14 protein-coding genes are annotated in these 14,894 nt (G+C 72.3%); 5 read left to right on the top strand and 9 right to left on the bottom strand.

The features are described from left to right. Positions 1-157: 157 nt before the first annotated feature. Complete coding sequence (locus ACSSS0_RS08410) at positions 158-2,179, bottom strand: FAD-dependent oxidoreductase (RefSeq protein ID WP_487230758.1); 2,022 nt, start codon at positions 2,177-2,179, stop codon at positions 158-160. An 88-nt stretch (positions 2,180-2,267) separates the two neighbouring features. Between ACSSS0_RS08410 and ACSSS0_RS08405 the strand changes: the two genes are divergently transcribed. Next, positions 2,268-3,713, top strand: coding sequence for a flavin-containing monooxygenase (locus ACSSS0_RS08405; protein ID WP_487230757.1), 1,446 nt, complete (start codon positions 2,268-2,270; stop codon positions 3,711-3,713). A gap of 6 nt (positions 3,714-3,719) precedes the next feature. On the opposite strand, the gene ACSSS0_RS08400 is transcribed toward ACSSS0_RS08405, so the two are convergent. The 3 genes from ACSSS0_RS08400 to ACSSS0_RS08390 form a co-directional block, all read right to left on the bottom strand. Then, positions 3,720-4,013: a DUF3072 domain-containing protein gene (locus ACSSS0_RS08400; RefSeq protein WP_487230756.1), complete on the bottom strand. Its 294-nt coding sequence runs from the start codon at positions 4,011-4,013 to the stop codon at positions 3,720-3,722. A 38-nt stretch (positions 4,014-4,051) separates the two neighbouring features. Beyond that, positions 4,052-4,558 (bottom strand): sigma factor, encoded by a 507-nt coding sequence (locus tag ACSSS0_RS08395; protein WP_487230755.1) that lies wholly within the window; start codon positions 4,556-4,558, stop codon positions 4,052-4,054. 116 nt (positions 4,559-4,674) lie between these two features. Then, entirely contained in the window at positions 4,675-6,012 is a 1,338-nt protein-coding gene (locus tag ACSSS0_RS08390) for an HNH endonuclease signature motif containing protein (RefSeq protein ID WP_487230754.1), read from the bottom strand. 90 nt (positions 6,013-6,102) lie between these two features. Here ACSSS0_RS08390 and ACSSS0_RS08385 point away from each other — a divergent pair, with 90 nt between their 5' ends. Further along, entirely contained in the window at positions 6,103-7,059 is a 957-nt protein-coding gene (locus ACSSS0_RS08385) for an IS1595 family transposase (protein ID WP_487229256.1), read from the top strand. Positions 7,060-7,152: 93 nt separating this feature from the next. Here ACSSS0_RS08385 and ACSSS0_RS08380 read toward each other — a convergent pair whose 3' ends face one another. After that, the gene (locus ACSSS0_RS08380) at positions 7,153-8,427 is read right to left on the bottom strand and encodes a DUF4921 family protein (protein ID WP_487230753.1); all 1,275 of its coding nucleotides are present in this window, start codon (positions 8,425-8,427) and stop codon (positions 7,153-7,155) included. Positions 8,428-8,487: 60 nt separating this feature from the next. Between ACSSS0_RS08380 and ACSSS0_RS08375 the strand changes: the two genes are divergently transcribed. After that, positions 8,488-10,815, top strand: a complete 2,328-nt coding sequence (locus tag ACSSS0_RS08375; protein ID WP_487230752.1) for an exo-beta-d-1,3/1,6-glucosidase — start codon at positions 8,488-8,490, stop codon at positions 10,813-10,815. On the opposite strand, the gene ACSSS0_RS08370 is transcribed toward ACSSS0_RS08375, so the two are convergent. After that, complete coding sequence (locus ACSSS0_RS08370; RefSeq protein WP_487230751.1) at positions 10,763-11,212, bottom strand: nitroreductase/quinone reductase family protein; 450 nt, start codon at positions 11,210-11,212, stop codon at positions 10,763-10,765. The two genes, ACSSS0_RS08375 and ACSSS0_RS08370, sit on opposite strands and share 53 nt — an antisense overlap. Positions 11,213-11,308: 96 nt before the next feature. Here ACSSS0_RS08370 and ACSSS0_RS08365 point away from each other — a divergent pair, with 96 nt between their 5' ends. Both ACSSS0_RS08365 and ACSSS0_RS08360 read left to right on the top strand, forming a co-directional pair. Beyond that, complete coding sequence (locus tag ACSSS0_RS08365; protein ID WP_487230750.1) at positions 11,309-12,280, top strand: NADPH:quinone oxidoreductase family protein; 972 nt, start codon at positions 11,309-11,311, stop codon at positions 12,278-12,280. 10 nt (positions 12,281-12,290) lie between these two features. Continuing rightward, complete coding sequence (locus ACSSS0_RS08360) at positions 12,291-13,109, top strand: SDR family NAD(P)-dependent oxidoreductase (protein ID WP_487230749.1); 819 nt, start codon at positions 12,291-12,293, stop codon at positions 13,107-13,109. A gap of 8 nt (positions 13,110-13,117) precedes the next feature. Here ACSSS0_RS08360 and ACSSS0_RS08355 read toward each other — a convergent pair whose 3' ends face one another. From ACSSS0_RS08355 to ACSSS0_RS08345, 3 genes are all read right to left on the bottom strand, one after another. After that, positions 13,118-13,852, bottom strand: a complete 735-nt coding sequence (locus tag ACSSS0_RS08355; protein ID WP_487230748.1) for a helix-turn-helix transcriptional regulator — start codon at positions 13,850-13,852, stop codon at positions 13,118-13,120. Positions 13,853-13,913: 61 nt separating this feature from the next. Further along, on the bottom strand, positions 13,914-14,381 hold the full coding sequence (locus ACSSS0_RS08350; protein WP_487230747.1) for a TY-Chap domain-containing protein: 468 nt from the start codon (positions 14,379-14,381) through the stop codon (positions 13,914-13,916). Continuing rightward, entirely contained in the window at positions 14,378-14,860 is a 483-nt protein-coding gene (locus ACSSS0_RS08345; RefSeq protein ID WP_487230746.1) for an acyl-CoA thioesterase, read from the bottom strand. The genes ACSSS0_RS08350 and ACSSS0_RS08345 overlap by 4 nt, the downstream gene beginning before the upstream one ends. Positions 14,861-14,894: the final 34 nt, after the last annotated feature.

The raw sequence follows: 14,894 nt of genomic DNA, 5'->3' as shown, positions 1-14,894 counted from the left end.
GCCGAGGACACGCCTCCCTCAGGGCATCCGGGTCTTCCCGGGACAGCTGGGCGCCGGTCCCTCAGGACACACCAAGGTCGGCAGAGGCCGACCGCTCACGCTCCGGAGCCCACGGGACCGAGCACTTCGTGTGTCACGCGGTCACGCCTCCCGCGGCCTAGATCGTCGCCGCGAGCTCGGTGCCCTGGCGGATGGCGCGTTTCGCGTCGAGCTCGGCCGCGACGTCGGCGCCGCCGATGACGTGGACCTTCACGCCGGCGGCGGCGAGCGCGGGACCGAGCGTGTTGACGGACTCCTGGCCGGTGCAGAGCACGATCGTGTCGACGGCGAGCACCGTCGGGTCGGAGTGGTCCTCGCCGTGGGTGATGTGGAGACCCTCGTCGTCGATGCGCTCGTAGTTGACGCCCACGTGGTGGTGAACTCCCTTGGCCTTCAGAGCTGCCCGGTGTACCCAGCCGGTCGTCTTGCCGAGCCCCTTGCCGATGGAGGTGGACTTGCGCTGGAGCAGGTGCACCTCGCGCGGCGACGGTGACGGGCGCGGCTCGACGAGACCCCCTCGGGAGACGTCGGGCTCGCCGACGCCCCACTCGGCCATCCACTGCTCGACCGTCATCGGCGACTCGACGTGGGTGAGGAGCTCCGACACGTCGACCCCGATGCCGCCGGCGCCCATGACGGCCACGCGCTGACCCAGCGGTGCCTCGCCGCGGACGGCGGCGGCATACGTCACGACCGTCGGGTGGTCGACGCCCGGGACGTCGGGCACGCGGGGCTCAACCCCGGTGGCCACGACGACCTCGTCGAAGTCGGCGAGGTCCTCGACCTCGGCGCGGCGACCGAGGTGGACCTTGACGCCGCCCAGCTCGAGGCGCCTGCGGTAGTAGCGGATCGTCTCGGCGAACTCCTCCTTGCCGGGGATCCGCATCGCGATGGCGAACTGGCCGCCGAGGTCGTCTGCAGCCTCGAAGAGCTCGACCCGGTGGCCGCGCTCGGTCAGGGCGACGGCGGTCGCGAGCCCCGCCGGGCCGGCGCCGACGACGGCGACGTGCTTGCTGCGGCGGCTCGGGGCGAGCACGAGGGTCGTCTCGCGGACGGCGCGCGGGTTGACGAGGCAGGTCGCCGTCTTCTTGGCGAAGGTGTGGTCGAGGCAGGCCTGGTTGCAGGCGATGCACGTGTTGATCTCGTCGGCCCGGTCGCCCGCGGCCTTGGCCACCCAGTCCGGGTCGGCGAGGAAGGGGCGCGCCATCGACACGAGGTCGGCGCTGCCGTCGGCGATGACGCGCTCGGCGAGGTCGGGCATCGAGATGCGGTTGGACGTGACGACCGGGACGGTGACCTCGGGACGCAGCTTCGCCGTGACGCGCGTGAAGGCCCCCCGCGGCACCGAGGTGACGATCGTGGGGACGCGGGCCTCGTGCCAGCCGATGCCGGTGTTGATGATCGTCGCGCCGGCCGCCTCGACCTCGTGGGCCAGGGCGACCACCTCGTCCCACGACTGCCCGTCGGGCACGAGGTCGAGCATCGAGAGGCGGTAGACGATGACGAAGTCGGGCCCGGCTGCCTCACGGACGGCACGGACGACCTCGACGGGCAGGCGCCGGCGGTTCTCCGGGGAGCCGCCCCACTCGTCGGTGCGCTGGTTGGTGCGCGGTGCGAGGAACTGGTTGAGCAGGTAGCCCTCCGAGCCCATGATCTCGACGCCGTCGTAGCCGGCCTCGCGTGCCAGGCGGGCGCAGCGGGCGTATGCGTCGACGGTGCTGCGGACGCCTCGTGCACCGAGCGCCCGCGGGGCGAAGGGCGAGATCGGAGACTTGATCGCCGACGCCGAGACGGCGAGCGGGTGGTAGGCGTAGCGGCCCGCATGGAGGATCTGGAGCGCTATCTTGCCGCCCTCGCGGTGCACGGCGTTCGTGATGACGCGGTGCCGACGGGCCTGACGGCTCGTGACGAGGACCGAGCCGCCGGGGTAGAGCGCGCCGGCGAGGTTGGGGGCGAAGCCGCCCGTGACGATGAGGCCGACTCCGCCGCGGGCGCGCTCGGCGTAGTAGGCCGCGATCCGGTCGAAGTCCTTGGCGCGGTCCTCGAGGCCGGTGTGCATCGAGCCCATGACGACGCGGTTGCGCAGCGTCGTGAAGCCGAGGTCGAGGGGTTCGAGCAGGTGGGGGTATGCCGTCGTCACCCGCCCGAGGGTAGCCGGTGGTTACCGTCCGGTAGCCGATCGCGCGGCGAGGGTCACAGTGCCGCTCGGGGTGGGTGAGAATGGCGGGGTGAGCGATCTCGAGCACCTGGACGTCCTCGTCGTCGGAGCCGGCCTCTCCGGTATCGGGGCCGGCTACCGCCTGTCGACGATGAGCCCGTCGCGCACGTGGGCGATCCTCGAGGCCCGGGACTCGCTCGGCGGCACGTGGGACCTCTTCCGCTACCCGGGCGTGCGGTCCGACTCCGACATGATGACGCTCGGCTTCCCGTTCGAGCCGTGGACCGACCCCGACGCGATCGCCGACGGGCCGAAGATCCTCGACTACCTGCGCCGGACGGCCGAGAAGCACGGCATCGCCGAGCGGATCCGTCTGGGGCACCGGGTCGTCGCGGCCGACTGGTCGAGCGAGGACGCGCGCTGGACGGTGACGGTCGAGCGTGACGGTGGGCGCGAGCAGCTGACGTGCGGCTTCCTCTACCTCTGCAGCGGCTACTACGACTACGAGCGACCGCATGACCCGCAGCTGCCCGGTCTCGAGTCCTACGAGGGGCGCGTCGTGCACCCGCAGTTCTGGCCGGACGACCTCGACGTCGCCGGGTGCACGGTCGTCGTCATCGGGTCCGGGGCCACGGCCGTGACGCTCGTGCCCTCGCTCGCCGAGGCCGGCGCCGACGTGACGATGCTCCAGCGCACCCCGACGTGGATCGCGTCGCTGCCGCGCCGCGACCGCACCCGGGACGTCCTGCAGAAGGTCCTGCCGGCCAAGGCAGCCGGCACGGCCTCGCGTTACAAGAACGTCCTCGGGACCATGGGCGTCTACGAGCTGAGCCGCCGGCAACCGGCGATGATGCGCTCGCTGCTGTCGAAGGGCGCCGCGAAGTCCCTCGGGTCGACCGACCTCGTCAGCGACCACTTCACGCCGACCTACGACCCGTGGGACCAGCGCCTCTGCGTCGTCCCCGACGGCGACCTATTCGACGCCGTGCGTCGTGGACGCGCCCACGTCGTCACCGACACGATCGAGACCTTCGTGCCACACGGCATACGACTGGGCTCGGGGCGGGAGCTCGACGCCGACGTCGTCGTGACGGCGACGGGTCTGCGCATCAAGATCGCCGGCGGCATCGCGATCACGGTCGACGGGGAGGCTCGTCCCACAGGCGATCTCACGGTCTACCGCGGACTGATGTTCGCCGACGTGCCCAACCTTGCCGTGTGCGTCGGCTACGTCAACGCGTCGTGGACCCTGCGCGCCGACCTCGCCAGCCGCTACGTGTGCCGGCTGCTCAACCACATGGAGCACCACGCCTGGCGGAGCGCGACGCCCCGGGCGCCGAAGGGGATGGAGGGGCAGCCGCTGCTGCCACTCGCGTCGGGCTACGTGCGGCGCGCGGCGGGCGACCTGCCCCAGCAGGGAGACGGTGCACCGTGGCTGATGCGCCAGAACTACCTGCTCGACCGGCGCGACATGCTCCGCAGCGATGTCACCGAGGCGATGTCCTTCGCCCGCTGAGAGTCGTCAGACCTCGCTGCCGTGGCCTTCGGTGCGGCCCTCGGTGACCCCGCGGCCGGTCACGGACTGGAGGCGGTCGATGTGCTCGGACGCCTGCGCCTTGGTGAGGTCACCGGGAAGCGTCTCGCCCGCCTCGCGGGCGAGCGTCTCGAGGTAGCTGCGCTGGGCGCCGGTCATGGCCTCGTCGCCGGTGACCCAGTCCTCCGGGTCCTTGACCGCCGAGTCGCCGGGGGTGCCGGCGGTCGCGGGGGTGGTGACGCCGATGACGTCGTCGTTCGAAGGTGTGTTCGATTCGCTCATGGTGTGCCCGTACCCACTTGCCCCGAGGGCCCGACAGGTCAGGCGGTGGCGGGCCTCGGCCGCAGGCCGTCGAGGGCTGCGCGGAGGCGGGCATGGGCCACGTCGACAGAGACGCCGAGGGCGCCCGCGACGTCGGCGACGGCGTACGCGTCGAAGTAGCTGAGGCCCAGGGCGTCGTCGCGCTGCGGCTCGACCGGTGGCAGGTCGACAGTGGGGCTCGGTGTCAGTGGTCGTCGGGTCGAGCGGACGTGCGCGACGGCCCTCCGGTGCGCGACCGACAGCACCCAGGCGAGTGCGCCGCTGCCCTGGCGGTAGCGCGAGGCGGTGCGCCAGACCTCGACGAAGACCTCGCCAGTGACGTGCTCAGCCTGCTCGGCGTCGCGGACCACTCGACGGACGAGGCCGAAGACACGGGCGGCCGCGAGGTCGTAGAGCCTCGAGAAGGCCGCCTCGTCACCCTGTCCGGCTCGCGACAGGAGAGGTCCCAGGACCGTGTCGAGCGCAGGGGCGGACGGCCCGCCGCGCTCGTGCCCCTGACCGTTCACCGGACCAGCCCATCCACGTCACGCCGTCCCGATCCTGCACACCCCGACGGCGCAGGTCTCACGGACGACTCGATTCGACAGTAGTCGTACCCGAAGCGACCCGCCGGTTGACGAGATCAGAACGGCGGCGGGTCGGGGTCGGTGCCGGCACCGGGCGCCGGACCGCCGTCGCGCAGGCTCGCGCGCCAGTCCTTGGGCCTCGTGACGTAGCGGCGTCCGGTCGTCGTGGTCCACCCGAGACCATCGTCGTCGACGGGTTCGGATCTCCAGATCCCCGCCGTCTTGACGTTGTGGTGGAAGCGCTCCTTGGCGTGGAGGTTGTCGACCGAGGTGGGGCCCTGCGGCCACGGGACCTCGTGGTCGAGGTCGCAGCGGCGTGCGAGCACCTCACAGTCCGGTCCGCGGCACACACCGTCGACGGCCCGGACGTGTTCGACCATCCCGCGCGGCGGCCGGTAGGAGCCGGTGGGTGCGCCGAGCGCGCGGCCCGTGCGAAGGTCGACGGGGAGGGTGCGCCACACGGACCCGGGTCGCGTCATGATGTCGCGGGCGTGCCGGGCGGTGACCCACCCGTGCCCGGGGAGCTCACACGAAGCGTCGGACTCGCCGATCGCCACCTCGAACGGCACGACCAGCCACGCCGTCGCCGGCGCGTCCGGACCGACGCACGCTCGTCCCGGCTCGAGCGGACCCCGGAGCAGACCCTGGCCTGCCAGGTCGCAACGGAGCTGGTCGAGCGACCGAGGGTCGCCGGCGTCGCGACGGGCACGTGCCGCGGTGTCGAGCCGGTCGAGCACGGCGGCGACGACGTCTCCGGCCGCCACGATCGTCAGGGAGCCCATGCCGTCCTCGGTCAGGCGGCCGAAGACCCCGCGACGGCTCTTGGCGTGCTCGTGGCGCTCGGCGGACCCTCGGTGGTCGACGGAGGCCACGGCTCGACGCAGCCTCGTGGCGAAGGTGCGTTGCGGCACCACCTGGCCGTCACGGCTCGGCGCCAGCACCGAGCGCTCGACGGACTCGACGTCGGCATCGGGCAGCAGCCCGGTCTCCGAGACGACCTGAAGAGCGCGGTGCAGGGAGGTCGAGCCGTCGCGGAGAGCCTGGCGCACGAGCCGGTGACGCCGCGGTGCGGTGGCGAGCGTCAGCCGCCGTGCGACCTCGCCGGCCCCGACGCCGGTCGCGAGGGCGATCTCGTCGGCGACGATGCGGTCGGTGGAGACGTGGACCGAGGCCGCCGCGATCTGCTGTGCCTCGACGGTGTGGAGGGCGGCGTACGCGTCGAGCAGGTCGGACTCGACCTGGGCCTTCTCGACCTCGAGCGCCTCGATCTCGCGGAGGATAAGGTCGCCCTCGATCGTCAGGTCGATCTGGAGATGGGCCTTGGTGTAGGTCTCGTCGAAGGGGGCGTCGGCCGGTGACGGTCCGATGCGCGACGGGCTGAGGAACGGTGTCACCCTGACCTCCTCGCGAATCCGCCGCTGTTGTCCAGTACCCAATTAGAACATATGTTCTGCATATCTGCTTGGGTGAAGTAGGATCTGTGGATGACCGCGAATCCGGTTCGGGGTGTGGATTATCCGTCGACGTATCAGCAGCTGCTGGAGTGGTTCCCGGACAACGAGTCGTGCCTGGACTACCTGGCCGGGCTGCGGTGGCCGGACGGGTTCGTGTGCCCCAAGTGTGAGCAGCGCGAGTTCTGGCGCACGGGTGCCGGGTTGTGGATGTGCCGGGCCTGCGGGCGGCGGACGTCGGTGACCGCAGGGACGATCTTCGACCGGACGCGGACGCCGTTGTCGACCTGGTTCGCGGCGATCTGGTTCCTGACCTCGCAGAAGAACGGGATGTCCGCGCTGGGGCTGCAACGGGTCCTCGGGTTCGGCTCGTACGAGACGGCGTGGGCGTGGATGCACAAGCTGCGCCGGGCCATGGTCCGGCCTGAACGCGACAAGCTCTCCGGCATCGTGGAGCTCGACGAGACGATGATCGGTGGCGCCACTCGTAACAGCGGTGGGGGCTACGGCGACAAGGTCGCGGTCATGATTGCCATAGAGCGCAACGAGACTCATCGTCTGGGCCGGGTGCGGCTCGCCGTCGCCGACCACCCCGGAACAGCCCAGCTCGTCGACTTCGCCACCACCGTCATCGAGCCCGGCTCCACGATCCGCACCGACGGCGCCCGCACCCTGCGCCGGCTCGCCGACCTCGGCTACACCCACGAGTTCACCCTCGGCTACTCCGCCCCCGACAAGGCCAGCGTGCTGCCCGGCGTACACCTGGTCGCATCGCTGCTCAAGCGCTGGCTCATCGGCACCCTGCACTTCCGCGTCGAGGAAGCGCACCTGCCCTACTACCTCGACGAGTACACCTTCCGGTTCAACCGCCGCAACGCCAAGTCACGCGGCCTCCTCTTCTATCGCCTGCTCGAGCAAGCCGTCGACACAACCCCGCATCCGCTGAAGGACCTCCTCAAGCCAGAAACCGGCATACCGGACTTCACCTAAGCAGATATGCAGTACATATGTTCTAATTGGGTGCAAGGGTCTGGCAGCCGACTGTGCACAGTGAATCGCCCTGTCCCGCGGTCTGTTCCGACGTCACCGGATCTCGAGGCGGTCCGAGACGACCCCGTCGGCGGCCAGCTCCCGCAGCCGCGTGACGGTGCGCTCGCGCACCGCCCACGGGTCCATCGTGTTGACGTAGATCTTCGTGCCGCCCTCGAAGCCGGCCAGCGTCGACACCCGCCACTTGAGCACCACCCGGAGAGGGATGGGCAGGTCGAGCGACGGCGGGCCGTGGTGCCACTCCTCGTTGGTCGGCACGTGGACGCCCGTCGCGGCGTGGCACGCGTGCACGAGGTCCGAGAAGTCGCGGACCTCGTCGTGCGAGAGCTCCCACGGCCGGCGCGAGGTGTTGGACGTGTAGACGACGAGCGACGGGTACTGGTGGCCGATGCCGGCGAAGGCCATGGCCGTCGGGGTGCGCGCGACGACGAGTCCCTGCGCCTCCGCGTACTGCGGGCCCCACCGCGCGAAGAGGTCCGGCTCGGCCCGCACCCGCTCGGTCTCGCGCTCGAGGTCCACGCCCGGCTCGTCGATGGCGACGAGCTGCTTGTGCAGGTGGTCGAAGGACGCACCCGCCGGCCGCAGCCAGTTCTGGAACGCCGAGACGTAGCGTGCGTGAGGGTTGCTCCGATAGAGGTCGCGCACTGCCGCGATCGTGAACCGCGTGTACTGCCAGTGCTCCTCGGGCGTGAGCGTCCCGGCGCCGGCGTTCTGGGTGTCGTCCGTGGCGCCGTCGACGAAGTGCCGACGGGAGACGACGACCTGGTGGTTGCCGGCGAAGAGCCCGACCGCCTCGCGCTCGAGGTCGTCCTCGTCGAGCGGCTCCGCGTCGGCGCCCGGCGCGCCCCGCGACCGCATCCGGATGCGCGCCAGGGCGGTCACGTGCGCCCGGCCTGCGGGCGTGGAGAGGTATGCCGTCCGGTGCGCCAGCGACTCGGGCGTCGGCTCGTAGCCGTGGGCCAGGTGCCAGTAGTCGTAGCTGAGGATCTCGAAGAGGTTGGGGAAGAGCCGGAGCTCCGGCACCGAGTCGTCGAGCCGCTCGGCGACGAGGCCGCGCACCTCGCGCACCTCGCTCCCCGACGGCTCGTCGCGGACGACCCGGGCGATCTCGGGGGTCGTCTCGAGCATCCGGCCCCAGCAGAAGGCGCAGTGGCGGTCGTGCTCGTCCGGGTCGAGGGGCTTCGGGTCGGGCCGGGCGACGCCGAGGGGGCGGGCCGCGCGACCCGGCAGCGTCCACACCTTCGTGCCGGTGAAGGGGTTGACCTGCTTGATGGTCCCGTCGGGCAGTCGCGTCAGGGGCTCGATCACCCTGTCAGCCTAGGTCGGACGGCGTCGGACGCGTGGAGCGACGTCGGCTAGCGTCGGGACGTGCCCGACGACGCCGCCCTCGCCGCCCCCGACGACCTGCCCTATCGCGACCCGTCCCGGTCGGTCGAGGAGCGTCTCGACGACCTCGTCGGCCGGATGACGTTGCCGGAGAAGGTCGGCCAGATGCTCCAGCTCGACGCGCGCGGCGACCTTAGCGACATCGTCCACTCGAAGCTGGCCGGCTCGATCCTGCACACCTCTCCGGAACGGATGCTCGAGGCCATCGCCCTCGCCGAGCAGACGCGTCTCGGCATCCCGCTCCTCACGGCGGACGACTGCATCCACGGCCACTCCTTCTGGCCGGGCGCGACGATCTTCCCGACCCAGCTCGGCATGGCCTGCTCGTGGGACCCCGACCTCGTGGAGCGTGCCGCGCGCGTCACCGCCGTCGAGGTGGCGGCGACCGGGGTCCACTGGACGTTCTCGCCGGTGCTCTGCATCACCCGTGACCTGCGCTGGGGTCGGGTGGGCGAGACCTTCGGCGAGGACCCGCACCTCATCGGTGAGCTCGGAGCGGCGATGATCCGCGGCTACCAGGGCGACGGCCTGACCGACCCGACGGCCGTCCTCGCCTGCGCCAAGCACTTCGCCGGCTACTCCGAGACGCAGGGCGGCCGCGACGCGAGCGAGGCCGACCTCAGCCGTCGCAAGCTGACGTCGTGGTTCCTGCCGCCCTTCGAGCGGGCCGTCCAGGAGGGCTGCCGCACGTTCATGCTCGGCTACCAGGCGATCGACGGCGTGCCCGTGACGGCGAACGCCTGGCTCCTCGACGAGGTGCTCAAGGGGGAGTGGGGCTTCACCGGCACCCTCGTCACCGACTGGGACAACGTCGGCCGGATGGTCTGGGAGCAGAAGGTGTGCGCCGACGACGTCGAGGCGGCGACCGTCGCCGTGCGGGCCGGCAACGACCTCGTCATGACGACGCCGCAGTTCTTCGACGCTGCCCAGGAGGCCGTCGCCCGCGGCCTGCTCGACGAGCGTGACATCGACGAGGCGGCGCGGCGGGTGCTGCGCGTCAAGCTCGAGCTCGGCCTCTTCGAGAACCCGCGTCCGCCCGACGCCGAGCGCCAGCGCGTCGTCATCGGCGCCGCCGAGCACGCCGCCCTCAACCTCGACGTGGCGCGTCGCTCGCTCGTCCTGCTGACGAACGACGGCTCCCTGCCGTATGCCGTCACGGACGTCCCCCGCACCGTGGCCGTCCTCGGGCCCAACGCCGACGACCCGCAGGCCAACCTCGGCGACTGGGCCGGGGCCTCCGGCCAGGTGGACTGGATGCCCGACGGGCACCCGCGCGAGACGGTCGAGACCGTGCTCGACGGCTTCCGCGCCGTCGTGCCGCCGGCGTGGAGCGTCACCCACGCCCGCGGGGCCGACATCGAGACCCTCGTGCCCGACCCGGAGGGGCCGCTCTTCCCGGACGGCCAGCCCCGTCCGCCGGTGTCCGCACCCGCGCCCGTCGACCCCGAGCAGCTCGCCGCCGCCGTCGCGGCCGCGCGTGCCGCCGACCTCGCCGTCGTCGTGCTCGGCGACACGATCGCCCTGACCGGCGAAGGCTGCTCGACCGCGACGCTCGACCTCCAGGGCGGTCAGGTCGCCCTGCTCGACGCGGTCGTCGACGAGCTCGACGGCACCGGCACCCCCGTCGTCGTCGTGCTGCTCCACTCCAAGCCCAACGTCCTGCCGCCCAGCGCCCTGCGGGCGGCCGCGGTCATCGAGGCCTACAGCCCCGGCATGCGCGGCGGTCGCGCCGTGGCCGAGCTCGTCCTCGGCCACATCGAGCCCGCCGGGCGTCTGCCCCTCTCGATCCCGCGTCACGTCGGTCAGCAGCCGACCTACTACAACCAGGTGCGCGGCCAGCACGGCCACCGCTACGCCGACCTCACCCAGGAGCCGCAGTTCGTCTTCGGCGAGGGCCTGACCTACACGACCGTCGCGTGGTCGGACCTCACCCTCGACGCCGCCACCTTCGCGCCCGGCGACGTCGTGGCCGCCGAGGTCACGCTGACCAACTCGGGCGACCGGACGGCATACGAGGTCGTGCAGGCCTACGTCACCGACGTCGTCACCAGCGTCACGTGGGCCGCCAAGGAGCTCAAGGCGTTCCGCCGCGTCACGGTCCCACCGGGCGAGTCGGTGACGACCCGCATCGAGGTCCAGGCCGCGGCCTGCTCCATCGTCGACGCGGCCGGTCGCCGGGTCGTCGAGCCGGGCGAGTTCGAGCTCCGGGTCGGACCGAGCTCGCGCGACGCCGACCTGCTCCGGGCGTCCTTCACGATCACGGCGCAGCGGACCTCGGCGCCCTCGGGGTCAGGGCGGCCAACGGGATGACGCGCCCTCCGGCCTTGGCCTCGTAGCCGCCGAAGAACGGCGCGACCTCGAGCAGGCGCCGCCACAGGCGGTCGCGCTCCGCGCCGTGGGCGACCGCCACGGTCACCTCGACCCGCTCGTCCCCGACCTCGATGACGGCCGTGTCGGCGTGCCGCAGGTTGCGGAACCACTGCGGCTCCGCCGCGGCACCCCCGGCGCTCCCGCACACGACGTAGGCGTCCCCGTCGCGGAAGTAGCCGACCGGGCTGGTCCGCAGCGTGCCGGACGAACGGCCGGCCACGGTGAGCAAAAGGATCGGCATGCCCCGGACGGAGCGGAGGAACCCGACGTCGAAGCGGCGGTAGAGCGCCACGTGCGCCGCGTTGCCGGCGCGCATCATCCGGTTGGCCACGCCCATGGCCGCCTCCTGGGTCTCGCGGCACGCATCTGCCGACCCGTCCAGTGTGGCCCCGAGGGCGGCTAGGGTCGAGATCCCCCGATGATGAGGAGCACCATGCGCGCGGCACGAGTCACGAGTCTCGACGGGCCGTCGTCCGTCACGGTCGGCGAGGTCGAGGCGCCCGCCCTGACCCCGGGCCACGTCCTCGTCGACGTCCACGAGGCGGGCGTCAGCTTCCCCGACGTCCTCATGAGCCGCGGGCTCTACCAGATGCGCCCGGACCTGCCCTTCGTCCCGGGCGCCGAGTGCGCCGGTGTCGTGCGCGAGGTCGGCGAGGACAGCGCCTTCCGGTCCGGCGACCGCGTCGCCGCCTTCCCGGTGCTCGGCGGCTTCGCCGAGAGTGTCGCCGTGCCCGAGGCGATGGTCTTCCCGCTGCCCGACGCCGTGTCGTTCGAGACCGGCGCCGCGCTGCCGATGAACTACCTCACCGTCCACTTCGCCCTGACCCGCCGCGGCCAGCTCGAGCGCGGCGAAACCGTCCTCGTCCACGGCGCCGCGGGAGGCATCGGCACCGCCGCCATCCAGCTCGCGCGCGCCATGGACGCCCGTGTCATCGCCGTCGTGTCGTCCGACGACAAGATCGAGACCGCCCGCGCGGCCGGCGCGCACCACATCGTCCTCGCCGACGGGTTCCTCGCGGCAGCGAAGGAGCTCACCGGCGGACGCGGCGTCGACGTCGTCGTCGACCCGGTGGGCGGCGTCCGGTTCACCGACAGCCTTCGCAGCCTGGCCCCCGAGGGTCGCCTGCTCGTCATCGGCTTCACCGCCGGCCAGATCCCCGAGGTCAAGGTCAACCGGCTGCTCCTGGGCAACCTCAGCGTCGTCGGCGTCGGCTGGGGTGCCTTCTGGATGCCGGACCCGACCTACCTGCGCACCCAGTGGGAGGCGATCCTCCCGCTCCTCGAGAGCGGGGCGCTCGCCCCGCCCATCGGGACGCGCCACCCGCTCGACGACGTCGCCGCGGCCCTCACCGAGATCGACGAGCGCCGCGCCCACGGCAAGGTGACGCTCACCGTCCGCCAGTAGGTTGGGGCGTATGCCGTCCCGCTCGCTCCGCGCGTCCGCGCCCACGTCCCCCCGCCGCGTCCTCGTCACCGGCGGTGCCTCCGGTCTCGGGCTCGCGCTCGTCCGCGCCCTCGTCGCCCGCGGCGACCACGTGCTCGCGACCGACGTGGCGACCGACCGGCCCGACGCGCTCCCGGACGCGGCGGCATACCTCCCGCTCGACGTGCGCAGCGACGAGGCGTGGGCCGCCGCACTCGCCCACGTGCGCGAGACGTGGGGCGGGCTCGACCTGCTCGTCAACAACGCCGGCGTCGCCGCGGGTGGGCGCATCGACGTCGCGACGATGGACGAGTGGCGCTGGATCGTCGACATCAACCTGCTCGGCGTCGTCCGCGGCTGCCGCACCTTCACGCCGCTCCTCAAAGAGCAGGGCAGCGGCCACATCGTCAACACCGCCTCGCTCGCGGGCCTCGTCCACGCCCCCGGCATGTCGGCCTACAACACCGTCAAGGCCGGCGTCGTCGCCCTGAGCGAGACGCTCTCGCACGAGCTCGCCCCGCACGGCGTCGACGTCTCCGTCGTGTGCCCGTCGTTCTTCCGGACCAACCTCGGGTCGTCGTTCCAGGGCGCCGACACCGAGATGGAGGAGGCCGGCAAGAAGATGGTGAGCGGCTCGAGTCGCACCGCCGACGAGATCGCCGCCATCGTCGTGCGCGGCATCGACGCCCGCCGCGACGTCATCCTCACCGACCGGGACGGGCACGTCGCGTGGCGGGCCAAGCGCTTCGCCCGACCGGCCTACACCGCCGTCATGAAGCGCGCCGCGAAGCGGGTCGCCGCCGGCCGCTGACCGCGCCGTCAGCGCTCACGGGTCGGCCGCGCCGAGGCACACTCCCGCCGAGAACCTCGACCGCACCCCAGCGTCGTCATGATCGCGGCCACCTCGTAGCGGACGGTGCGCAGGCTGACCCCGAGGACGTCGGCGATCCGCTGGTCGGTCAGGTCCTGGCGCATCATCTCGAGGATCCGTCGCTGCCTCGGGCTGAATCCCTGGGTCGTGTCGTCCTCGGACCACGTCGGCACGGCGTTCTTCAGCACGGCGTGCCAGTACCGCATGGCCGCGGCGAGCACCGTCGGTTCGGGGACGGCGATGACGGACTGCTGACCATCGAACTCGGGGCCCTGCAGCAGCACCTCCCGCAGGTTCAGGACCTTGAGCTGCATGGGGGCGCGCGTGAAGTAGTAGACGCCGGCGGCCTCCTGCGCCAGCAGGGATCGGGCCGCGGGAGTCGTGGCCGCCCAGTCGAAGAGGCTCGTCATCCTCAGGCCGGAGGCCAGGGTCTGTCGGTTGTTGGGGAGCGACGCGCGCAGGTCGGCGACCGTCGTGACCTGCCGCACCGAGAGCAGGTGCTTCCACTGGCGCGACTCCCGCATCATCTGCTCGTTGAGCCGTGGCCCCTGGCCGACCACCCGGACGTGGTCCGGTCGGTCGCCGGCCGCCAGCTGGGCGAGCACGTCGGAACGGCGGAGCTGGAGCAGGGCCGCCGCGTCGAGGACCTCCTGGTACTCGCCACTGTGGATCGCCGGCCTCATCCCGCCATGATGGCAAACGCACCCTTCGCCCCGCCTCTCGAAGGTTCGGCGGGCCCGGGGGTCAGGGACGAGGGGCGCGGCGGACGTCGACGTCGGCCGGGGTGGCCGCGCCGAGCACCCGGGCGAGGCTCGCCCGCAGCAGCTCCGCCGCCTCCGAGGCACGCTCGAAGGCCCGGCTGAACTCCGGCTCCGCGCCCTCCCGCGCCCACCCGAGACCGGCGAGGGCGGCCTGCTCGTCGCGCGTCAGGTCGGTCAGACCCTCGAACTCGGTGTCGCCGATGCACTCGAGCGCGAGCACCCCCTCGAGCCTTCGCGCCTGGACGAAGACGTCCGGCACGCGAGGTGGGTGGCCCGGCCGCTGACCGCGGCGCCGTCCTCGCGGAGCCCGCTCGGCGGCATACGTGCTCTCGGCCCGTGACGGCACGTGGACGGTGAAGGTCAGCCAGTCGTCGTCGGTGAGCGCCGCGAGGTCGGCGGCGATGCGCGCCGTCCAGGACTCCCACGACTCCTCGAGCGGACCGTCGCTCATGCGGGGCTGCCCTCGGGCGACACCACCGCCGTCTCCATGAGGGTCCGGAGGTGGTCCGGGATGGGGGTGGGACGTCGGGTCGCGGTGTCGATCTCGACGTGCACCCAGTGCCCCAGGGCCTTGATCGCCGGGTCGGCCGCCGCGCCGCGCTCCGGGTCGACGAAGAGCCCGAGCTGGTAGGTGACGCTGCTGCGCCCGAGACGGACGACGCGGACGCCGACGACGAGCGGCGCGGGGAAGGCCACCTCGGCGTAGAAGGCGCACGACGACTCCGCGACGACGCCCTGCGTCGCGTCGGTCATCGGGTCGACCGTCACGTGCTCGGCCTGCCACCCGTTGATCGCCGAGTCGAACAGCTCGTAGTAGACGGCGTTGTTGAGGTGGCCGTACATGTCGTTGTCGGACCACCGGGTCGTCACGGGACGGTGGACCGGGAAGTCGGCGAGCGTCAGCTCACGGGGGTCGGGCGTGCTGGGCATGGGCCCATCCTGCCCGACCCTGTGGACGACGCCC

The sequence above is a fragment of the Terrabacter sp. R4-6 genome, assembly GCF_057529065.1.
The sequence above is the reverse complement of the archived record's forward strand: the minus strand, read 5'-3'. Positions and strand labels throughout refer to the sequence as shown.